16 protein-coding genes are annotated in these 16,033 nt (G+C 68.9%); 8 read left to right on the forward strand and 8 right to left on the reverse strand.

Annotated elements, in window-relative coordinates; genetic code table 11:
* Positions 1-85: 85 nt before the first annotated feature.
* Entirely contained in the window at positions 86-2,116 is a 2,031-nt protein-coding gene (locus M8R19_RS17240; RefSeq protein ID WP_249918417.1) for an acyltransferase family protein, read from the reverse strand.
* Positions 2,117-2,660: 544 nt separating this feature from the next.
* Between M8R19_RS17240 and glnK the strand changes: the two genes are divergently transcribed.
* The 4 genes from glnK (at position 2,661) to sutA (ending at position 5,297) form a co-directional block, all read left to right on the forward strand.
* Complete coding sequence (gene glnK, locus M8R19_RS17245) at positions 2,661-2,999, forward strand: P-II family nitrogen regulator (protein ID WP_003457590.1); 339 nt, start codon at positions 2,661-2,663, stop codon at positions 2,997-2,999.
* 35 nt (positions 3,000-3,034) lie between these two features.
* Positions 3,035-4,369 carry an ammonium transporter gene (locus M8R19_RS17250; protein WP_074983180.1) on the forward strand — a complete coding sequence of 445 codons (1,335 nt, stop codon included), beginning with the start codon at positions 3,035-3,037 and terminating at the stop codon, positions 4,367-4,369.
* Between the two features lie 101 nt (positions 4,370-4,470).
* Positions 4,471-4,896 carry a secondary thiamine-phosphate synthase enzyme YjbQ gene (locus M8R19_RS17255; protein WP_043268164.1) on the forward strand — a complete coding sequence of 142 codons (426 nt, stop codon included), beginning with the start codon at positions 4,471-4,473 and terminating at the stop codon, positions 4,894-4,896.
* Between the two features lie 77 nt (positions 4,897-4,973).
* Positions 4,974-5,297, forward strand: a complete 324-nt coding sequence (gene sutA / locus M8R19_RS17260) for a transcriptional regulator SutA (protein ID WP_249918418.1) — start codon at positions 4,974-4,976, stop codon at positions 5,295-5,297.
* Between the two features lie 894 nt (positions 5,298-6,191).
* On the opposite strand, the gene M8R19_RS17265 is transcribed toward sutA, so the two are convergent.
* The 6 genes from M8R19_RS17265 to lptM form a co-directional block, all read right to left on the reverse strand.
* The gene (locus tag M8R19_RS17265; protein ID WP_249918419.1) at positions 6,192-6,884 is read right to left on the reverse strand and encodes an HAD family hydrolase; all 693 of its coding nucleotides are present in this window, start codon (positions 6,882-6,884) and stop codon (positions 6,192-6,194) included.
* Positions 6,881-7,801, reverse strand: coding sequence for a tyrosine recombinase XerC (xerC, locus tag M8R19_RS17270; RefSeq protein WP_249918420.1), 921 nt, complete (start codon positions 7,799-7,801; stop codon positions 6,881-6,883). Before xerC ends, M8R19_RS17265 begins: the two co-directional genes overlap by 4 nt.
* A 96-nt stretch (positions 7,802-7,897) precedes the next feature.
* A complete protein-coding gene (locus tag M8R19_RS17275) occupies positions 7,898-8,599 on the reverse strand; it encodes a DUF484 family protein (RefSeq protein WP_074983174.1) in 702 nt (233 codons plus the stop codon).
* Between the two features lie 25 nt (positions 8,600-8,624).
* Positions 8,625-9,455: a diaminopimelate epimerase gene (dapF, locus tag M8R19_RS17280; RefSeq protein WP_249918421.1), complete on the reverse strand. Its 831-nt coding sequence runs from the start codon at positions 9,453-9,455 to the stop codon at positions 8,625-8,627.
* A 10-nt stretch (positions 9,456-9,465) separates the two neighbouring features.
* The gene (lysA, locus tag M8R19_RS17285) at positions 9,466-10,713 is read right to left on the reverse strand and encodes a diaminopimelate decarboxylase (protein WP_249918422.1); all 1,248 of its coding nucleotides are present in this window, start codon (positions 10,711-10,713) and stop codon (positions 9,466-9,468) included.
* Positions 10,714-10,724: 11 nt separating this feature from the next.
* Positions 10,725-10,865 (reverse strand): LPS translocon maturation chaperone LptM, encoded by a 141-nt coding sequence (gene lptM / locus M8R19_RS17290; RefSeq protein ID WP_009614052.1) that lies wholly within the window; start codon positions 10,863-10,865, stop codon positions 10,725-10,727.
* 128 nt (positions 10,866-10,993) lie between these two features.
* Here lptM and M8R19_RS17295 point away from each other — a divergent pair, with 128 nt between their 5' ends.
* The 4 genes from M8R19_RS17295 to rnk all read left to right on the forward strand — a co-directional run bounded on the left by M8R19_RS17295 (position 10,994) and on the right by rnk (position 13,082).
* Positions 10,994-12,043: an AraC family transcriptional regulator gene (locus tag M8R19_RS17295; protein WP_009614050.1), complete on the forward strand. Its 1,050-nt coding sequence runs from the start codon at positions 10,994-10,996 to the stop codon at positions 12,041-12,043.
* A 9-nt stretch (positions 12,044-12,052) separates the two neighbouring features.
* A complete protein-coding gene (gene cyaY, locus M8R19_RS17300) occupies positions 12,053-12,388 on the forward strand; it encodes an iron donor protein CyaY (protein ID WP_064584849.1) in 336 nt (111 codons plus the stop codon).
* Positions 12,366-12,566: a DUF1289 domain-containing protein gene (locus tag M8R19_RS17305; RefSeq protein WP_249918423.1), complete on the forward strand. Its 201-nt coding sequence runs from the start codon at positions 12,366-12,368 to the stop codon at positions 12,564-12,566. The genes cyaY and M8R19_RS17305 overlap by 23 nt, the downstream gene beginning before the upstream one ends.
* 108 nt (positions 12,567-12,674) lie before the next feature.
* The gene (rnk, locus tag M8R19_RS17310) at positions 12,675-13,082 is read left to right on the forward strand and encodes a nucleoside diphosphate kinase regulator (protein WP_074983162.1); all 408 of its coding nucleotides are present in this window, start codon (positions 12,675-12,677) and stop codon (positions 13,080-13,082) included.
* A gap of 39 nt (positions 13,083-13,121) precedes the next feature.
* On the opposite strand, the gene M8R19_RS17315 is transcribed toward rnk, so the two are convergent.
* Positions 13,122-15,965: a class I adenylate cyclase gene (locus tag M8R19_RS17315; RefSeq protein ID WP_249918424.1), complete on the reverse strand. Its 2,844-nt coding sequence runs from the start codon at positions 15,963-15,965 to the stop codon at positions 13,122-13,124.
* Between the last annotated feature and the right edge of the window lie 68 nt (positions 15,966-16,033).

A 16,033-nucleotide genomic window follows, 5' to 3' on the forward strand; every position in this document is an offset into this window, starting at 1 on the left:
GTTTCCGGTTGGGACTGGGTGGGGAGTCTATCACGCTGCCCGGTGCCGCTGGCGCGGACCGGGCAGCCGCCGCGAGTGCCCCGCGCTAGCGCGGGGGATCGGCCTGGGCCGTGGACAGGTCCGCGAAGACCTTGGCGAACATGGGCGCCAGGAGCCGGCTGCCCGCCGCGTTCAGGTGGTTGTCGTCGGCGTAGTAGGCCTGTCCTTCCCGGCCGCCGTAGCATTGCCCTTCGTCGCACAGGTAGGGAAGCGGATCGAGAATCTGCACGCCGCAGGCTTCGCGGGCGCGGTCCTGCACGCTCCAGACGAAGCCGTTGCGCGCCTCGTAGTCGGCCCGGCTGAGGGTGACTTGCGGCGCCTTCCCCTGGAGCATCTTCCGGCTCATCACATCCGGTACGTCGACGCGCATTTCCGGTATCGGCCGCACCAGGTAGACCGGGCGCTGCCGCGCCAGGGCGCAGGCGTGGTCGATGTAGAGCCGGGCGAACGCCTCGAGCCATTCGCTGCTGGGCTCGTCCACGGGCGAGCTGATGTAGGCCTGCGGCCGGTTCTTGCGGTTCTGGTCGATGCCGTTGTAGCCCAGTGGGTAGACGGAGGTGCGGGTGACGATGATCAGCGGCACCCGGCCGGGCGCGTCGCCGAGTTCGGCCGGCAGTTGCCGGCGCAGGCGGTTGCAGGTGTCCTCCGGGTTGTCGCGCGGGTGCTCGCGGATGTGCAGCCCGGGGACCGGCAGGCAGGCTGGCGCGGCCCGCAGGTAGATGCCCTGGCCGGCGTCGGGCAGCGCGAGTTGCGCGGCGGTGACCACGGAGGCGGCGTGGCTGTCGCCGATGAGCATGGCCTGGATGTCCGGCCCGCCATACACGCAGCCCGCGCCCTTGCTCAGGCACTCCCCGTTGCGCGGCGTGCCCTGCAGAGCCTGTTCCCGCATCGCCAGGATGTCCGCGGGCATCCGTTGCGGGAAGCCTTTCGCCCTGACCACCACCTGCGCCAGGTAGCCGGCGAGGATCATCAGCCCGGCCAGGCCGGCCACGGCGAACGTTCGCCTGCTCGTGCTCAGCCAGCGTCGCGTCGGTCGTTCCACCAGCCGGTAGGAGAGTTCGCCCAGCAATAGCGTCAGCAGCAAGGCTGCGGCGATCCACAGGGGCGTTTGCCGGTGGCCGGCATGGAACAGCCAGGCCACCAGCGGCCAGTGCCACAGGTACAGGGAGTAGGAGCGCGTGCCCAGCCACTGGACGGCGCCATGGGTGCACCACGGCGAGGTTTCCCGCCGGGCCGCCAGCACCATGGCGGTTCCCAGTGTCGGCAGCAGCGCCAGTGCGCCGGGCCAGGCGGCGGACTCGTCGAGCAGGAACACCGACGCCCCTATCAGCGCCAGGCCGCCGGCTTCCAGCAGGCGCCGCGCCGTCGCCGGGAGCCCGAGGTTCGAGCAGAGCAGGAAGCACAACCCGCCCAGGAGCATTTCCCAGGCGCGGGCGGGCAGAAGGTAGAAAGCCTTTTGCGGATGGCTGGCGGTCAGCGTGATGCACAGCGCCAGCGAGCAGGAGAACAGCGCCAGGTGCACGCCCACGAGCGTGCCGCGCCGGGGCAGCAGCTTCCAGGCGAGGGCGAGGATGAGCGGCAACGCCAGGTAGAACTGCCATTCGACGGACAGCGACCAGGTGTGCAGCAGCCATTTCGCCTGGCTGGCGCTGTCGAAGTAGCCGGCTTCCTTCAGATACAGGTGATTGGACAGGAAGGCCAGGGACTGTCGGGCGTGCCGGCCGAGGGTCTTGTAGTCGTTCGGTGCCAGCAGCAGCCAGCCGACGGCCAGCACGACCGCGCAGACCACCAGCAACGCCGGAAGGATGCGCCTGGCCCGGGCCCAGTAGAACGCCAGGACGGAGAAGTCGTTGCGTTGCAGGCCCGTGCCGATGATCCCCGCCATGAGGTAGCCGGAGAGCACGAAGAACACGTCCACGCCGGCGAATCCGCCGGCCAGTCCGCCGACGTCGAAGTGATAGAGGATGACCGCGACCACCGCCAGGGCGCGCAGGCCGTTGATGTCCTGCCTGAAGTGGTTGGCGGGCGTGGGGGTTGCCTGGCCGGGCCAGGCGCGGCGGCTGGGGAGAAGGCTCATCGCTGGTTGTCCGCAAATCGGCGAAAGATAGGTCTTTCGACTCCTGCGGCGACGCCCGCTCGGATACTGAGGAACTTGCCTTCAGGCTTTCGGAAAATCCCTTCGGATAGATGGCCCTGGTCCAGCGCTGGTCGAGCCTCTTCCCTATGGCGCCGCCCGGATGGCCCTGGTCGGCCCCCGCGTTGGCCGGAAAAAGCAGGGCGCTGCACGATTTTTGCGCAGGCATGGCGGCAGGACTGCCCGGTTCTGGTGCGCGACATGGCACCCGGCCATCGCCCGGCGCGCGGTGTTTTTCGCTAAGCGGCTGAATCGCCGGGCTTTTCGCTGAGCTGGCAAGCTTCCTGCTTTGGGGCTGGCATAGCGTGCACCGATGCAGGTCCGGTGCGGCTGGCGGAGCTGACGAGCGCTTCGCGGGAAGCGGCTGGAAGAGGTCGGAGTGCTGAGGTAGGGCGGCCGGCGCGTTACAAAGCCAGACACTGCGCTTAGACTTGTCCCCGGGTTCGTTTTCCTGGGGCGAGTCCACCAAAACACGGGAGAGAGTTTCATGAAGCTAGTCACAGCCATCATCAAGCCGTTCAAGCTCGACGACGTGCGCGAGTCGCTGTCCGAGATCGGCGTGCAGGGCATCACTGTGACCGAAGTCAAGGGCTTCGGCCGGCAGAAGGGGCACACCGAGCTGTACCGTGGTGCGGAGTACGTCGTCGACTTCCTGCCCAAGGTGAAGATCGACGTGGCCATCGCCGACGACCAGCTGGACCGCGTCATCGAAGCCATCACCAAGGCCGCCAACACCGGCAAGATCGGCGACGGCAAGATTTTCGTCGTGAATCTGGAACAGGCGATCCGCATCCGTACCGGCGAGACCGGTACCGACGCCATCTAAGCCAACCGAACCCCACCGCCCCAGGAGAAACAACAATGACTCTGCGCAAGTTCGCAGGGCTAGGAGCCCTTTTGTCCCTCGCAATGCCTGGCCTGGCCATGGCGGACGAAGCTGCGGCCCCGGTCCTGAACAGTGGTGACACCGCCTGGATGCTGATTTCCAGCGCCCTGGTGCTGATGATGACCATCCCCGGCCTGGCCCTGTTCTACGGCGGCATGGTGCGCGCCAAGAACGTCCTGTCGATCATGATGCAGTGCTTCGCCATCACCGCGCTGATCAGCATCCTGTGGGTCGTCTACGGCTACAGCCTGGCCTTCGACACCGTCGGCATGGAGAAGGGCGTGATCAACTTCGCCTCCTTCGTCGGCGGCTTCGACAAGGCCTTCCTCAGCGGCCTGACCAGCGAAGGCCTGACCTCCGCCGCGGCGCTGTTCCCGGAAAGCGTCTTCGTGATGTTCCAGATGACCTTCGCGATCATCACCCCGGCGCTGATCGTCGGCGCCTTCGCCGAGCGCATGAAGTTCTCCGCGCTGCTGATCTTCACCGGCCTGTGGTTCACCCTGGTCTACGCCCCCATCGCGCACATGGTCTGGAGCGGCGACGGCGGCCTGCTGTGGGACTGGGGCGTGCTGGACTTCGCCGGCGGCACCGTGGTGCACATCAATGCTGGTGTGGCCGGCCTGGTGGCCTGCCTGGTGATGGGCAAGCGCAAGGGCTACCCGACCGCCGCCATGGCTCCGCACAACCTGGGCTACACCCTGGTCGGCGCCGCCCTGCTGTGGGTGGGCTGGTTCGGCTTCAACGCCGGTTCCGCCGCCGCTGCCAACGGCACCGCCGGCATGGCCATGCTGGTGACCCAGATCGCCACCGCCGCCGCCGCCCTGGGCTGGATGTTCGCCGAGTGGATCACCCACGGTAAGCCGAGCGCCCTGGGCATCGCTTCGGGCGTGGTCGCAGGCCTCGTGGCCGTCACCCCGGCCGCCGGCACCTGCGGCCCGATGGGCGCCATCATCCTCGGCCTGGCCGCCGGCGTGATCTGCTTCTTCGCCGCCACCAGCCTGAAGCGCGCCATCGGCTACGACGACTCCCTGGACGCCTTCGGCGTGCACGCCGTCGGCGGCATCGTCGGCGCCCTGCTGACCGGCGTGTTCGCAGCGCCCGCCCTGGGTGGCTTCGGCACCGTCACCGACATCGGCGCCCAACTGTTCATCCAGTTCAAGGGCGTGGCCTTCACCATCGTCTACACCGGGATCGTCAGCTTCGTGATCCTCAAGGTGCTGGACCTGGTCATCGGCCTGCGCGTCACCGAAGAAGAAGAAACCGTGGGCCTGGACCTGGCCCTGCACAACGAGCGCGGCTACAACCTGTAAGGTTCGCGCGAGTTCGACGAAGGGCGCCTACGGGCGCCCTTTGTTTTTTTCTGCGCTTCGCTAGAATGCGCCCGCATCGGTAGCCAATCGGAGGCTTCGCCATGTGGCAGCAGACCCTGATCACCCTGCGCCCGCGGTCGCGCGGTTTCCACCTGGTCACCGACGAGGTGCTGGCGGCATTGCCGGACCTGGCGCGCTGCCGGGTCGGCCTGCTGCACCTGCTGTTGCAGCACACCTCGGCGTCGCTGACGCTGAACGAGAATGCCGACCCCTCGGTACGGCGGGACTTCGAGCGATTCTTCAATCGCCTGGTGCCGCAGGACGAGGGTGGCTACGAGCACGATTACGAAGGGCCGGACGACTTGCCCGCGCACTTCAAGGCCAGCCTGCTGGGCTGCCAGCTGACCCTGCCGGTCAGTGCCGGGCGCCTGGCGCTGGGCACCTGGCAGGGCATCTACCTGGGCGAACACCGCGATCACGGCGGGCCGCGAAAGGTGCTGGCTACCCTGCAGGGCGAGGCTCTGTGAATTTTTTCCGGCAGCGTTCGTCAAAGCGCGCGGCTGGGCTATAACTAACCTGCTTTGCAGCACCACGAGGTTGAGCGATGAGCGACGAAGAACTTGAACAAGACGAGCTGGAAGGTGCCGACGAGGACGACGGCGAAGAGCTGGCCGCGGCTGACGATGGCGACGCCGATGGCGAAGCCGACGAGGCCCCGGCTTCCTCTGGTGGCGGCAAGAAAGCCAAGGCAGCCGTAGAGGAAGAGGAACTGCCCTCGGTCGAGGCCAAGCAGAAGGAGCGCGATGCGCTGGCCAAGGCGATGGAGGACTTCCTCTCTCGCGGTGGCAAGGTGCAGGAAATCGAGCCCAACGTGGTCGCCGACCCGCCGAAGAAGCCGGACAGCAAATACGGCAGCCGGCCCATCTGAGGGCGGCGACGTCGTGAAGAGGCCCGCCCTCCCCGGAAGGGGAGCGGCGGGCTTTTTCTTTATGGTGGCCTGTTGGGTGGGTCGGTGGGGGGTGTTCCTGCAGGTGCGGCTTTTCGTAGGAGCGAGCTTGCTCGCGAATGGGGTTTGCCGGGGGCGTAGGTGTTGGGGTCAAGAGCGCCCTCTCCCCAACCCTCTCCCGCAAGCGGGAGAGGGGGCGGTCCTGAGCGAAGGGAGAATCCTGAGTCATCCTGAAACGCCTGACCCCACAACCTCGTCATTCCCGCGAACGCGGGACGCGGCTCCATCGCGAACAGCGCTTGCGCTGGCCCGAAGGGGAATAACCCAGTGACTGGCAGGTTCGCGAGCAAGCTCGCTCCTACGAAAAGCAAAAGCAAAAGCGGCTTTTGCTCTTGGGGCTTCCAGAGAAACATCCGCGCGCACCGAAACGCCCCTTCAGAAGGCCGAGCGAAACCGGCGCTCAGGAGGTCATGCGACATGGATGTCGCGAGAGCCCCGATGGGCTACAGGGACGTACCCTCGGGGCGGGCCTCCGTGGCGGGGGAGTTCGTGAGGGTAGCCCGGCTCCATCGGGCCCGTATGTCGGGGCAAGCCTTTTTGGTTCCTTTTGTGGCGTTTGACAAAAGGGACTCGCCCGAGGGGGCGAAACGAGAGACATCAACGCACTCGGAGCGGCGCGCTACACCGAGCCCAACCCAAAAGTCTCTGGGTTCCCGCGTTCGCGGGAATGACGGGGGTGAGGATCGGAGCGAGGGATCAGGATTCGCAAGCGAAGCCACAGCCCCCTCCCATATGAAAAACGCCGTTTCTCCCAGGCAGAGAAACGGCATTTTTTCTTAAGGGAACGACACTGCGCTCCCACGAGGAGCATTTCGATTACAGCCGCGCCAGCACCCCGGGCAGCTCCGCGAGGCTGTGGATGATCGCGCTGGGCGCTTCCTCGCCCTCCCAGGCCTTGCGCGCCGGGTTGAACCAGATGGCCTGCAGGCCGGCGCGACGGGCGCCGGCGATATCGTCGCTGGGGTGGTCGCCGATGTGCACCGCCTGCTGCGGCTCAACGCCAGCGCGCTTGAGCGCTTCCTGGAAGGGCTTCGGGTCGGGCTTGCCGATGCCCAGCTCCTCGGCGCACAGGGCGAACTGGAAGTAGTCGGCCAGCCCCAGGCGGCGCACGTCGGCGTTGCCATTGGTGAGCACGCCGAGGATGAAGCGGTTGGCCAGGGCCTCCAGCGTCGGGTGCACCTCGGGGAACAGGCTGACCTGGTGGCGCGCATGGAGGAAGACCTGGAAGCCGGTCTCGGCCAGGTCCGCCGCTTCCGCCTGTGGATAACCGGCGTCGAGCAGGGCGTGCAGGAGGATGCGCCGGCGCAGCTCGCTCAGGCGGTGCCTGAGCATTGGGTCCTGCTGCATCAGCCGCGCGCGGATCTCCCACAGATGCTCGATGGGCACCGGGCCCAGTTGCGCGGCGTTCGCCGCCAGCCATTCGCGCAGGGTGGCCTCGGCGCTGTTCATCACCGGGGCGACGTCCCAGAGGGTGTCGTCGAGGTCGAAGGTGACCAGCTGGATGCTCATTCCTCGGCTCCTGTATCGGTATCGCGTTTGACGCGCCTGGCCCGTGGGTGGGCGTTGTCGTAGACCTTGGCCAGGTGCTGGAAGTCCAGGTGGGTGTAGATCTGCGTGGTGGCGATGTCGGCGTGGCCGAGCAGTTCCTGCACCGCGCGCAGGTCCTGGGAGGATTCCAGGATATGGCTGGCGAAGGAATGCCGCAGCATGTGCGGGTGCAGGTGCTGGCCCAGCTCGCGCACGCCGGCCTGGCGCACCCGCAGCTGCACGGCGCGCGGCGTCAGGCGCTTGCCGCTGTGGCCGACGAACAGCGCGCGGTCGGCCGGGCGGACCATCTCGCGCAGCGGCAGCCAGTCCTCGATGGCCTTGCGCGCGGCGCGCCCCACCGGCAGCTCGCGGACCTTGTTGCCCTTGCCGTGCACCCGCACCAGGGCGGCGGACAGGTCGAGGCCGTCGAGGTCCAGGCCGACCAGCTCGGACAGGCGCAGGCCGGAGGAATAGAACAGCTCCAGCATGGCCTGGTCGCGGCGGGCGATGAAGTCGTCCTCCAGGGCGCCGTCGAGCAGTTGCCCGGCGCGGTCGGCATCGAGGGTGCGCGGCAGCTTGCGCGCGGCCTTGGGCGCGGCCAGGCCGTCGGCGGGGTTGTGCCGGCAGCGGCCTTCGCGGATCAGGTACTGGTAGAGCCCGCGCACCGCCGAGAGCAGCCGCGCCAGGCTGCGGCTGGCCAGGCCCTGGGCGTGCAGGCGGGCGACCTGCGCGCGCAGCTCGCGCACCTGCAGGTCGGCCCAGTCGGCGATGCCGTTCTTCTCGCACAGCGCGACGACCTTGAGCAGATCGCGCCGGTAGCCGGCGAGGGTATGCGCGGACACCTGGCGCTCGCTGCGCAGGTGTTCGAGGAAGGCATCGAGGTCGGCTTCAAGTTTCACGGGAAGGCTCCAGGCGGCAGGCTCCAGGCTACAGGCAAAAGCGCTCGGCCCGCCGCTTCTGGCCTGCCGCCTGTAGCCTGCCGCCTGCCGCCGCTTTCAGCGTACCGACCGCAGCGGCGCGGAGAAGCGCGGCAGGACGCGGGCCAGGACCTCGGCCACGTAGCCGAGGAACAGGGTGCCGAGCGAGCTCTTGTAGTGCTGCGGGTCCGGGCTGCCGATGGCCAGCACGCCGTGCAGGCCTTGGTAGTTCAGCGAGACCACCGCCGCCGAGCCGACGCCCTCGCGCTCGGCTTCGCCGAACAGGAAGGCCAGCTCGTGGGGGCGCAGCACGCCGCAGACGGTCTTGCCGCCGGAGAGCAGGCCGCCGATGGCCTGGTGCGCCTCGGCGCTGCTCACCGAGCGGCCCACCGGCAGGTTGTTGTCGCTGAACAGGATGAAGCTGACGTAGGGCACCTGGAATTCGTGGCGCAGGCTGTCTTCCACGGTGCTGACCACTTCCTCCAGGCTGGTGGCGTCGAGCAGGTCGAGCACCAGGCGGCGGGTCTTGTCGAACAACCGGTCGTTGTCGCGGGCCACGTCCATCAGTTGCGCCAGACGGTGGCGCATCTCGATGTTGCGTTCGCGCAGCAGGCGCACCTGGCGCTCCACCAGCGAGACGGCGCTGCCGCTCTCGTGGGGGATGCGCATCTCCGGGATCAGCTCGTCGTGCTCGACGAAGAATTCGGGATGCTCGCGCAGGTACTCGGCGACCTGTTCGGCATCCAGCGGCGGGCGGTGTTCCGGGCTGTTCTCGGTCATGGGCGTCTCGGCTTGGCGTCTCGGGTTACAGGCGGACCTGGCCTTCGTACACCCGCACGGCGGGCCCGGTCATCATAACCGGCTGGCCGGGGCCTGCCCACTCGATGTTCAGGCGGCCGCCCGGCAGGTCGATCTGCACCGGCGAGCGCAGCCAGCCCTGGCGGATGCCGGCCACCGCGGCGGCGCAGGCGCCGGTACCGCAGGCGAGGGTCTCGCCGACGCCGCGCTCCCACACGCGCAGGCGCGCATGGTTGGCGTCGAGCACCTGGAGGAAGCCGATGTTGGCCTTGGCCGGGAAGCGCGGGTGCACCTCCAGCTGCGGGCCCAGGGTGCGCACCGGGGCGCTGTCGACGTCGTCCACCCGCAGCACGCCGTGGGGGTTGCCCATGGAGATGGCGGCCAGTTCGACGCTCTGCCCGTCGACTTCCACGGCGTAGCTGGTGGCTTCGGCGTCGGCGACGAAGGGCACCTGTTCCGGCGCCAGGCGCGGCGCGCCCATGTCCACGGTGACCTGGCCGTCGTTGGCGACGCTGAGCTCGATGATGCCGCCCTTGGTCTCGACGCGGATGGTCTTCTTCATGGTCAGGCGCTTGTCCAGCACGAAGCGGGCGAAGCAGCGCGCGCCGTTGCCGCACTGTTCCACTTCGCTGCCGTCGGCGTTGAAGATGCGGTAGCGGAAGTCGACCTCGGGGCTGCCCGGCGGCTCGACGATCAGCAGCTGGTCGAAGCCGACGCCGGTGTTGCGGTCGCCCCAGGTCTTGACGTGGCGGGGCAGCACGTGGGCGTGCTGGCTGACCAGGTCGAGGACCATGAAGTCATTGCCCAGCCCGTGCATCTTGGTGAAGCGCAGTAGCATGGTTTCGGCCTCACTCCGGCAGCAGGCTTTCGCCGGCGTAAAGCTCCTGGACGGTCTCGCGGCGGCGCACCTCGAAGGCCCGCTCGCCATCCACCAGCACCTCGGCGGCGCGGCCGCGGGTGTTGTAGTTGGAACTCATGACGAAACCATAGGCGCCGGCCGAGCGCACCGCCAGCAGGTCGCCTTCCTCCAGGGCCAGCTCGCGGCCCTTGGCGAGGAAGTCGCCGGTCTCGCAGATGGGGCCGACCAGGTCGTAGGTACGCTTGGCGCCGCTGCGCTCGCGCACCGCGGTGACGTCCATCCAGGCCTGGTACAGCGCCGGGCGGATCAGGTCGTTCATCGCCGCGTCGATGATGGCGAAGTCCTTGTGCGCGGTGTGCTTGAGGTACTCCACGCGGGTCAGCAGCAGGCCGGCGTTGGCCACGATGTAGCGGCCCGGCTCGAACACCAGGGTCAGCGCGCGGCTGCCCAGGCGCTCGCGGATGGCGCGGATGTAGTCGCTGGCCGGCGGCGGGGTTTCGTCGCGGTAGCGCACGCCCAGGCCGCCGCCCAGGTCCAGGTGGCGGATCAGGATGCCGCGCGCGGCCAGGCGGTCGACCAGCGCCAGCAGGCGGTCGAGGGCGTCGAGGAAGGGCTCCAGCTGGGTCAGCTGCGAGCCGATGTGGCAGTCCACGCCTTTCACTTCCAGGTTCGGCAGCTCGGCGGCGCGGGCGTAGATGGCCTCGGCCTCGTCGATGTCGACGCCGAACTTGTTCTCTTTCAGCCCGGTGGAGATGTAGGGGTGGGTCTGGGCGTCCACGTCCGGGTTCACCCGCAGCGACACGGGGGCCTTCACGCCCAGTTCCGCGGCCACTTCCTGCAGGCGCTCCAGCTCCACGGCGGATTCGACGTTGAAGCAGTGCACGCCCACTTGCAGGGCGCGGTGCATGTCGTCGCGGCTCTTGCCGACGCCGGAGAACACCACCTTGGCCGGGTCGCCGCCGGCGGCCAGCACGCGTTCCAGCTCGCCGCGCGAGACGATGTCGAAGCCCGAGCCCAGGCGCGCCAGGACATTCAGCACGGCCAGGTTGGAGTTGGCCTTGACCGCGAAGCAGACCAGGTGCGGCAGGCCCTGCAGGGCGTCGGTATAGGAACGGAACTGCTGCTCGATGTGAGCGCGCGAATAGACGTAGGTGGGCGTGCCGAAGCGCTCGGCTAGCGCCGACAACGCCACGCCTTCCGCGAACAGTTGCCCGTCACGGACGTTGAATGCCTCCATGTGCTGCTCCCTTACAGACCGTAGCGGTCCTTGCTGTGCTTGCTTTGGGCTTGCTGGTCGTCCGGCAGGTACAGCGGGCCTTTCTGGCCGCAGCCGGCGAGCGCGGCGCTGAGCACGGCGAGCGCGACGAAGGGAAGAAGCAGTCGCTTCATGGCGGAATCCTTGTATTCAAAGCGTAATTGGACCGGAGTATACCGGCCCCCCGGCGCCTTGCCTATGCAAGCGGACTCCCGCCCGGCGGGCCTTCCGGGTAGGATTCGTAGGAAAAAACGGAGGATCCATGCAAGCCCCCGTCCCACTCGCCGGCTCCATTTCCATCGCCTACGTGCAGGGCCTGGTGGACCACCTCGAGCGTCGCGGCGTCGCGCCGCAGCGGCTGTTGGCCGGCGTCCAGCTCGAGCCATCGATCCTCGACCAGCGCGAGGCGCGCATCGCCGCCAGCGTCTATGTCGACCTGCTGGAGCTGGGCCTGGCGCTGAGCGGCGACGCCGACCTCGGCCTGCACTTGGGCGAGGCCGTGCGCCCCGGTCACTTCGGCGTGCTCGGCTACCTGCTGATGAGCTGCGCGACCCTCGGCGACGCCCTGCACCGCCAGGCCCGCTACGCCGAGCTGGTGGGCAGCCTGGGCCGCGTCGAGCTGGCCGACGAGCCGCCGCGCGCCGGCCACGAGCCGCTGGTGCGGCACAGCTGGGAGCCTTTGCTGCCGCGCCAGCAGCGCCAACTGGCGGAGGAGACCCTGGCCTGCTGGCTGCGCTTCGGCCACTGGATCAGCGGTTTGGAACAGGCGCCGGTGGAAGTGCGCTTCCGCCATCCGGCGCCGGCCGATACCACCGAGCACCGGCGCATCTTCCGCTGCCCGGTGCTGTTCGGCCAGGCGGACAACGCCCTGGTCTTCCCCCGGCGCCTGCTGGCGCTGCCCCTGGGCCAGGCCGACAGCCAGATCCAGCGCACCCTCGACGCCTACGCCGGGCGCCTGCTGGAAAGCATCCGCCGCGGCGAGGGCGTGCTCGAACGGGCCCGCCAGTGCCTGGCCGAGCGCCTCCCGGAGCAGGCCGTGGACCTGGAGGCCCTGGCCGGCGAGCTGGCCCTGAGCCCGCGCACCCTGCAGCGCCGCCTGCGCGACAGCGGCCTGTCGTTCAGCCGCCTGGTGGACGAGACGCGCCAGCAATTGGTGCTGCACCACCTGCGCGACCCGGCGCTGGAGCTGGCCGACGTCGCCAGCCTGGTCGGCTTCAGCGAGACCGGCTCGCTGGCGCGGGCCTTCCGCCGCTGGACGGGGCAGAGTCTCGGGCAATACCGGCGTACACTGCAGCCTTTGGCAGATTCCTGAGGACAATGCATGAGCAGCATGAGCGAAGCCCGTTTCCACGACCTCGTCGACGAGGTGCAGACCACGGTGGAAGACGCCTTCGATGACAGTGACCTGGACGTGGACCTGGAGAATTCCGGCGGCGTGCTGACCGTGCGCTTCGAGAACGGCAGCCAGCTGATCCTCAGCCGCCAGCCGGCGCTGCGCCAGCTGTGGGTGGCGGCGCGTTCCGGCGGTTTCCACTTCGACTACGACGAGTCCGGCAGCCTGTGGCTGAGCGACAGCACCCGCGAGCCGCTGGGCGCGCTGCTCAACCGGGCGACCCTGGAGCAGGCGGGCGCGGATGTCGAGTTCCCCGGCCTCTGAGGCGCCGGTCCCCTCGCCCTGCTGCCGGCGCTGCTGCCTGGACGAGGGCGATGTCTGCCTGGGCTGCGGGCGCAGCCTGGCGGAGATTCTCGAATGGAACGAGGCCGACGGCATGCGCCGGCGGCAGATAATCGAGGCCGCCCTGGCACGCCGCAAACCGCTGTGGCCGGGCCCCTGACCGGGTGGTCTTGCTTATTCGCGGTACTGTGTTAGTGTCCGCTGAAAACCCCGCCTTGGGCGGGGTTTTTCTTTTTTCGATCCACTGCCAAGGAGTCTGCCGGCCATCATGACCACCGCACCGTCCATCACCGTTACCCGTCTCGACCTGCAACGTCTGGAGCGCCTGCTCGACAGCCTGGAAGAGTACGGTCCCGCCGCCGAAGCGCTGGAAGCCGAGCTGTCCCGCGCCAACGTGGTCGGCCACGACGAGGTGCCGCCGGGCGTGGTGACCATGAATTCCAGCGTGCGCTGCCGCGAGGAAAGCAGCGGCAAGGAGTACCTGCTGACCCTGGTCTACCCGGAGGACGCTGGCGGCGAAGGCAAGGTATCCATCCTCGCGCCGGTGGGCACCGCGCTGCTGGGCTTGACCGTCGGCCAGAGCATCGACTGGCCGGCCCCGGGCGGCAAGACCCTCAAGCTGAGCCTGCTGGACATCACCTATCAGCCCGAAGCCGCCGGCGACTACAACCGCTAAGCGCCCGTCACGATCTGCTGCGCACCGCCCGGACCGGGTTCAGGCCTCGGCCAGGGCCTGGTTCAGCGCGCTTTCCAGGCGCTGCTTGTAGCGCAGGTAATGGATGCTCTGCAGCGCCGATTCGGCGGCCACCGCCGACAGGTCCAGGTCGGTGATGTAGCAGGGGTAGCGCTCCTGTCCGCGGCGCTGGGCGAGGATGTGCCGGGCCACGGCCTGGAACAGCCCGGCGCCGTACTCCAGTTCGGAAAACTCGCGGTGGTTGCAGTACAGGGTGATGCGCGAACGCTGCCCGGCCCCCGGCTCGACGATCGCCTGGACGTTGTAGTAGGGCCGCTCCTGCGCGCTGGGCGGCGCCTGGCGGCGTTCCACCCGGCGAGCCCGTCCGCGGCCGGCCGGTAGCAATTCGTAATAAATGATTTCCTGCACCGGCTGCGCCTCGCCCAGCGGCAGTTGCGCGCTGCGCCGGTAGAGCATGGCCTGGAGGAAACGCTGCAGCGGCACCAGCAGCGTCTGCTCGTCGTCGCAGGCCTGGCGGCCGTACCACAGGGAGTTGCGTTCGTCCAGCAGGTAGAGCGTGGCCTGGCCCTCGTCCAGGCGGTAGAACACCTGCAGGCAGCCGGGGCGGCCGAGCGGCAGCAGCAGCGCCAGGTCCTCGCCTTCCAGGGCGTGGCGGTCCAGGTGCAGCGGGCTATAGGCGCCCTGGCGTTCGCCCAGGTGTTCGAGCAGGGCCGGCAGGTCGGCCAGGCTCTGGTGGCTGACCTGGCCCGGCTGCAGGCGCAGCAGGTGGTACTGCTGGCGGATCTGCAGCAGGTAGCGCCCGCCGTTGCCGCTGGCCAGCTGGGCGTAGGCGTCCTGGAACAGTTCCTCGACGCGCTGGGCGATGGCCGCCGCGCGGTTGCGGCAGAAGCAGCGCACCAGCAGGCGCGGCGGCGCGGTGTCGGCGGGCAGGGCGTTGAGGTAGTCGCGCAGGCAGTCGAGCAGCGCGCCGGGGCCGGCGTAGCGGCTGACCAGCAGTTCGTTCCAGCTGTTCAGGGTGACCTGGTCGAGGGTCAGCACCAGGTTGTCGCGCATGCCGGAGTAGCCCAGCGAGTCGGTGCGCCCGCTGGTCATGTGCAGGTTGGCCTGGCTGTGCTGGCGCAGCGGGTCGAGGCCGACGTTCACCAGGATCAGCACGCTGGCCGGGGCGCTGGGGCGCAGCAGGGCGCTTTCGGCCACTTCTTCCAGGGGCATGGGCATGGCCTGCTGCAGGCCGAGCAGCAGGTTGCCCAGTTCGTGTTCGCTCAGGTCGCTGTCGCCGGGCTGCAGCGACAGCCGGGTGCCGCCATCGATCACGCCGTTGCGGTGGCTCCAGGCCAGCAGCTCGATCAGCTCGCGGGCGCGCTTGAGCGGCGCGTAGTCGGCCAGCTCGGCGCCGGTCAGGTTGCCCGGGAACAGCGCCCAGGAACCGCCCTCGGCGGCGTTGCCGGCGGGCAGGCGGGCGAGGGTGAGGAGGTCTTCGCCCAGGTCCGGGGCGATGCCCGGGTTGATGTGCTCGACCTTGCCGGCCTTGCGTTCGAAGGCGGCGTACAGGCGCCGGCCGAGCACGCCCAGGTCGCGCGGGTCGATGCCGCTGGCGGCCTGCTGCTGGCGGGCGAAGCGCGAGAGGAAGCGGTAGCTGTAGGTCAGCTCGTTGACCAGGGCGCGGCGCTCCAGGGTGACCTGGCGCACCTTCCACTGGCTGCGCGAGTCGAGCAGGCCGAGCACGCGCCCGTCCCAGCCCCAGGCGCCGGTCAGGCGCTCCATCAGCAGGCGCTGCCAGCTCTTGCGGCCCTGCTGCGGGCGGCGGCTGAGCTTCTTGCCGACCTTCAGGTACAGGCAGCGGCGCACCAGCTCCAGGCGTTCCTGCTCGCCGCGCGCGAGGAGGTATTCCTCCAGGCGCCGGTAGAGCAGGATGTACGGGTCCAGCTCGTCCAGTTCCAGGCGCCCGGCGTAGACCTCGGCCTTGAAGCGCAGGGCCAGGCAGGCGACCTGCGGGTGCTCGCTGGCGTAGACCTCGCTGAGCAGCAGCTTGAGTACCGCCTTGTAGGGCGAGGTGATGCCCTTGAACAACTGCCACATGCCCGAGCCGACGAACTCGCCGGGCGGGATGTGCGCCAGGTGGCCGAGGTCGAGGACTTCCTCGTGGCGGATGAAGCGCTTGCTCAGCAGTTGCTCGACGTAGTCGCGATAGCGCCCTTCCTCGTATTCCGGCACCAGCCACCACAGCGGCGTGCGCCCGCCGAGCCAGATGGCGGTGCGGTAGAACTCGTCGAGCAGCAGGTAGTGCTGGCTGGTGCCGCAGTCGTCGGAGGTCAGCCGGGCGTTGCGCGCGCCGCTGACGAAGCCGCGCGGGTCGATGAGGAAGCAGTGCACCTCGGCGCCCTGGCCCGCGGCCCAGCGCTCCAGCAGCTCGCACTTGCGCTGCAGCTCGGCCACCGCGCCGGGCGCGAGCCCCGGGGCGTGGCAGACCCACAGGTCGAGGTCGCTCCGCTCCTCCTGGGCCACCGTGCCCAGGCTGCCCATCAGGAACAGCCCGTGGATCGGCAGGTCGGCCTCGCCGCGGCGCGGCTTGTAGCTGAACGAGCGGGTCAGGCGCTGGGCTTCGGCCAGCAGCTCGTCGTCGGGGACGAAGCCGCACAGCCCCGCCGGGGTGGCGCCGGAGACGTAGCCGGGCAGCAGCGGGTGGTTGACGTCCAGCAGCAGCGGCAGCAGGCGCAGCACCAGTTGCTGGCGGCTCGACAGCGCGGCCGTGGCGCGCTCCAGGCGCCCCTGGTTGATCGCCAGGAAGCGCTTGCGCAGGCGCGCCAGGACCTTGCGGTCGATGCCGTCGTCGATGTCCGGACGAATCTCGTGGGTGAAGGTCATGGCCTGCCGCGGTCAGCTATCGGGCGGTTATGGCTGAGTGCCATTACCGCATGATCTGCACTGTATAT

This window comes from Pseudomonas sp. R3.Fl (genome assembly GCF_023516765.1).
Lineage (GTDB): Bacteria > Pseudomonadota > Gammaproteobacteria > Pseudomonadales > Pseudomonadaceae > Pseudomonas > Pseudomonas citronellolis.

What these genes read in the sequence shown, in the direction of transcription:
- M8R19_RS17315 (WP_249918424.1), bottom strand. Translation starts at nt 15,965, where the DNA reads ATGACCTTCACCCACGAGATTCGTCCGGACATCGACGACGGCATCGAC.
- rnk (WP_074983162.1), top strand. Translation starts at nt 12,675, where the DNA reads ATGACCACCGCACCGTCCATCACCGTTACCCGTCTCGACCTGCAACGT.
- M8R19_RS17265 (WP_249918419.1), bottom strand. Translation starts at nt 6,884, where the DNA reads ATGAGCATCCAGCTGGTCACCTTCGACCTCGACGACACCCTCTGGGAC.
- M8R19_RS17250 (WP_074983180.1), top strand. Translation starts at nt 3,035, where the DNA reads ATGACTCTGCGCAAGTTCGCAGGGCTAGGAGCCCTTTTGTCCCTCGCA.
- M8R19_RS17240 (WP_249918417.1), bottom strand. Translation starts at nt 2,116, where the DNA reads ATGAGCCTTCTCCCCAGCCGCCGCGCCTGGCCCGGCCAGGCAACCCCC.
- M8R19_RS17305 (WP_249918423.1), top strand. Translation starts at nt 12,366, where the DNA reads ATGTCGAGTTCCCCGGCCTCTGAGGCGCCGGTCCCCTCGCCCTGCTGC.
- lysA (WP_249918422.1), bottom strand. Translation starts at nt 10,713, where the DNA reads ATGGAGGCATTCAACGTCCGTGACGGGCAACTGTTCGCGGAAGGCGTG.
- glnK (WP_003457590.1), top strand. Translation starts at nt 2,661, where the DNA reads ATGAAGCTAGTCACAGCCATCATCAAGCCGTTCAAGCTCGACGACGTG.
- cyaY (WP_064584849.1), top strand. Translation starts at nt 12,053, where the DNA reads ATGAGCAGCATGAGCGAAGCCCGTTTCCACGACCTCGTCGACGAGGTG.
- M8R19_RS17255 (WP_043268164.1), top strand. Translation starts at nt 4,471, where the DNA reads ATGTGGCAGCAGACCCTGATCACCCTGCGCCCGCGGTCGCGCGGTTTC.
- M8R19_RS17275 (WP_074983174.1), bottom strand. Translation starts at nt 8,599, where the DNA reads ATGACCGAGAACAGCCCGGAACACCGCCCGCCGCTGGATGCCGAACAG.
- dapF (WP_249918421.1), bottom strand. Translation starts at nt 9,455, where the DNA reads ATGCTACTGCGCTTCACCAAGATGCACGGGCTGGGCAATGACTTCATG.
- lptM (WP_009614052.1), bottom strand. Translation starts at nt 10,865, where the DNA reads ATGAAGCGACTGCTTCTTCCCTTCGTCGCGCTCGCCGTGCTCAGCGCC.
- sutA (WP_249918418.1), top strand. Translation starts at nt 4,974, where the DNA reads ATGAGCGACGAAGAACTTGAACAAGACGAGCTGGAAGGTGCCGACGAG.
- M8R19_RS17295 (WP_009614050.1), top strand. Translation starts at nt 10,994, where the DNA reads ATGCAAGCCCCCGTCCCACTCGCCGGCTCCATTTCCATCGCCTACGTG.